Consider the following 2,814-nt stretch of genomic DNA (forward strand, 5'->3'; position numbering starts at 1 on the left):
ACCGCTGCTTACATTATGTTTATCATGTTGAGCATCAATTTTATGAGCATTAGGATTTTCAACTTCTACAATATTTAAAAAATCATCATCTCTAAATTCACTATCACTTAAATTTTTTTGTCTATTGTTATGTGTAATTCTTCCTTTAAACCAATCTATATTATTACTTATTACAAATTCACTATATGTACTACTCATGTATCATCCTTTTTATTTTACCAGTACATTTGATTTTAAGTTGATTTATTAGTTATACGAAAGCAGTCAAAGTTATTCAGTAGATTAAACAGTATTAATAAAAGATATTAAAAACTGGATAAGTGTAGTAAGTTGATTGCACGATGACTTTGAGTTATACGATTATTTTATGCTAAAAAATCTTATGAACTCAAAGCATCTATTTTTTATACTAAAAAATGCTAGTGAATATTAAATCAACTTACTACACTTATATTTATTTTAAGAGGTTAAATGGATTACTCAATAGGAGTAAATCCATTAATATTATTCTCATTATTACCTGCATTCTTGAAAAAGACATCTTTTAATATTTGCTCCTGTTCTACTGGAGCAATGTAATTATCTATATTTGTGTTGATTAGAGTATGAAAGTACTCTAGTGTTTGTAAGTATTGCTGGAATTTTTGGCTATCTTGTAATTGTAAAAAATGTTTAAAGGCTTCTTTATTATCACTTTCGAGTTGTTCCAGAAGTAAAGAAGATACTTTTTTTAATTTGAGACATTGGTAATATTCTTTAGTCTCTTTCTTGTAGGTGTTACACTCTTTTTTTAGATTTAATAGGTCTTCGAAGATTATCATAGTAAATAAACTCATATATTAGGTCCTTCTGCTGATATGAGTTTATTTTAAGTGCTTTCAAAATATTAATAAAAGTTAATCAGCTTTATATCTATCTAAATCTACATTCCCATCAATAATATCTTTATGTTCTAAATAACCACTAGCATAATCTAATGCATCATGATATTTATTAAACTTTTTTAATACTTCTCCAGATGAATCAATAATAATAAATCCACCTTTATCGTTATCAATTATTTCATATTTCTTATCAATAATATTTCCCTGCATCCTTTTTAAGGATACTAATAAGTTTTTATCTTTTCTTGAGATATAAAAATTGTGATAGACACTTACTATCATACTTATGTCTCCATCTTTATTCTCATAGAATGAAATATCTTTTAAACTAATAGTGATGCTTTTATCTTCTTCTACTAAGTCTCTAACTACAAAATATGTATTCTTAATTTCAAACAAATATCTTGGCTCATATAGTGGAATAATTATAGTTGTTTCTTTTTCAAGTTCTGCTGTTAAGAATTCATATTCTTTTCTATTATTACCAACTATTTTTTCATTTTTTTCTGCTATATTTTGAATGAATTTTTCTAATGTACCAATCATTATTGATACTCTTTTTTGATTTAACATGAGTGTCCTTTATTAACTATAAAATTGTAGTTACAAAATTTGTAACACCATAAATAAAATACAAATTAAATTATTTGCATGGCAAATAAACATTTATTTACGTTCATAGATTAATAATGGGTTGTAGTGTAGTTTTGATTTTGCAGTAATATACTGTCTTATTTCAGTAGTTTTCATTTTATGTTCTCCAATTATGCTTTCAGTCCATAACCCAATTAGGGTTCTCTATTTAGTTTTTAGTCCGTAACAATGCCATGAAATAGGCATGTTCTTAATTTTAATTCTTAGTCAATAATACCAACTTTGTTAATTGATATGTAAAAGTATAATATAAAAAAGCTTTATTTTTGCTTATCTTTAAGTGTTTTGTAAGCTAATTTGTGATTAACTATTTATACATATGTATAAATAGTTATATTTTTATGATTTTTCTAACTAAAAATGATACTTTGAATAATATCTTTAATATTTGAGTTGTTTTCATTGGTAAATAGTATCTCTTTATCATATATTTTTCTAATTACATCATTTTTTAATAGATAGTTGGCAATAGTTTTATAATTAGCCCATTCTTGATAAGTATGAACTTCTTTAGACTCATAAAAATACACTTTGTAATAAGTATCTTTACTTCCAAATACTTTTCCTAAATATATATTAGGCTTTCCATCAAAATCTTCATAAGTTACTAAATAAACATAAAATTGAATTTGTCTAAGATCAGTAAGTTTTGGGTTTTGTATTTTCATCAGGTTTTCTAAATTAGTCATGTACTTATATAAACCTAATTCATAAGCATCATTTTGATTAATCTTATAACTTAAATAAGGTAAACTATTATTACCATTAACCTCCTTAGTAAAATATTTTTTTGATAGTTTATTTCTATATTTAACTTCAACGTATCTATAGTCAATATCATCTTCACCATCTTTCCAAACCATCATATCTGGTAATTTTGCGATGATATTATTAAAAATATTTAATGTATGGTTATCTTCTTTAGGATATTTTATTAGTTTATCAGCAAGTTCTTGGTCATAATACTCTTTCCCAGAGTCTATAATATTATAACCGGCTTTTCTAAGATGAAATTTACAAATTTCCTCTGCAATAAAGCCTTTTAAATTTGAAGATTCATTTTCCATATAATTACACCTTGTTTACAAATGAAGACAAAATATCTTTTTGTGCCCCATCAAAATTAATAGTTAACCTATAATAATCTCCATCTTCTATTACATGTATTACTTTACCTAAACCAAAAGTATTGTGTTGAACTAAATCATTTTCATTAAATGGTATCTCTTCATTAATTGTTACATTATCTTTTATCAATGTACTATTAAACACAAAG

Annotated in this window: 5 protein-coding genes; all 5 read right to left on the minus strand. The window is 24.6% G+C overall.

All coding sequences use genetic code 11. The annotated features are described in order from the left end of the window. Positions 1 to 198 (minus strand): hypothetical protein (locus ACERKK_RS12650; RefSeq protein WP_373773436.1); only part of this gene is annotated, 198 nt, incomplete at its 3' end. Positions 199 to 476: 278 nt separating this feature from the next. Next, entirely contained in the window at positions 477 to 836 is a 360-nt protein-coding gene (locus ACERKK_RS12655; protein WP_373773437.1) for a hypothetical protein, read from the minus strand. 60 nt (positions 837 to 896) lie between these two features. After that, entirely contained in the window at positions 897 to 1,457 is a 561-nt protein-coding gene (locus ACERKK_RS12660) for a hypothetical protein (protein ID WP_373773438.1), read from the minus strand. 431 nt (positions 1,458 to 1,888) lie between these two features. Next, a complete protein-coding gene (locus ACERKK_RS12665; RefSeq protein WP_373773439.1) occupies positions 1,889 to 2,605 on the minus strand; it encodes a hypothetical protein in 717 nt (238 codons plus the stop codon). Between the two features lie 4 nt (positions 2,606 to 2,609). Then, positions 2,610 to 2,814: hypothetical protein (locus ACERKK_RS12670; protein WP_373773440.1), on the minus strand; the 205-nt coding region annotated here is incomplete at its 5' end.

The sequence above is a fragment of the Poseidonibacter sp. genome, assembly GCF_041821165.1.
Classification (GTDB): domain Bacteria; phylum Campylobacterota; class Campylobacteria; order Campylobacterales; family Arcobacteraceae; genus Poseidonibacter.

Bases quoted from the DNA above. Each gene is read 5' to 3' on its own strand.
- ACERKK_RS12655 (WP_373773437.1), bottom strand. From the start codon at position 836: ATGAGTTTATTTACTATGATAATCTTCGAAGACCTATTAAATCTAAAA.
- ACERKK_RS12660 (WP_373773438.1), bottom strand. From the start codon at position 1,457: ATGTTAAATCAAAAAAGAGTATCAATAATGATTGGTACATTAGAAAAA.
- ACERKK_RS12665 (WP_373773439.1), bottom strand. From the start codon at position 2,605: ATGGAAAATGAATCTTCAAATTTAAAAGGCTTTATTGCAGAGGAAATT.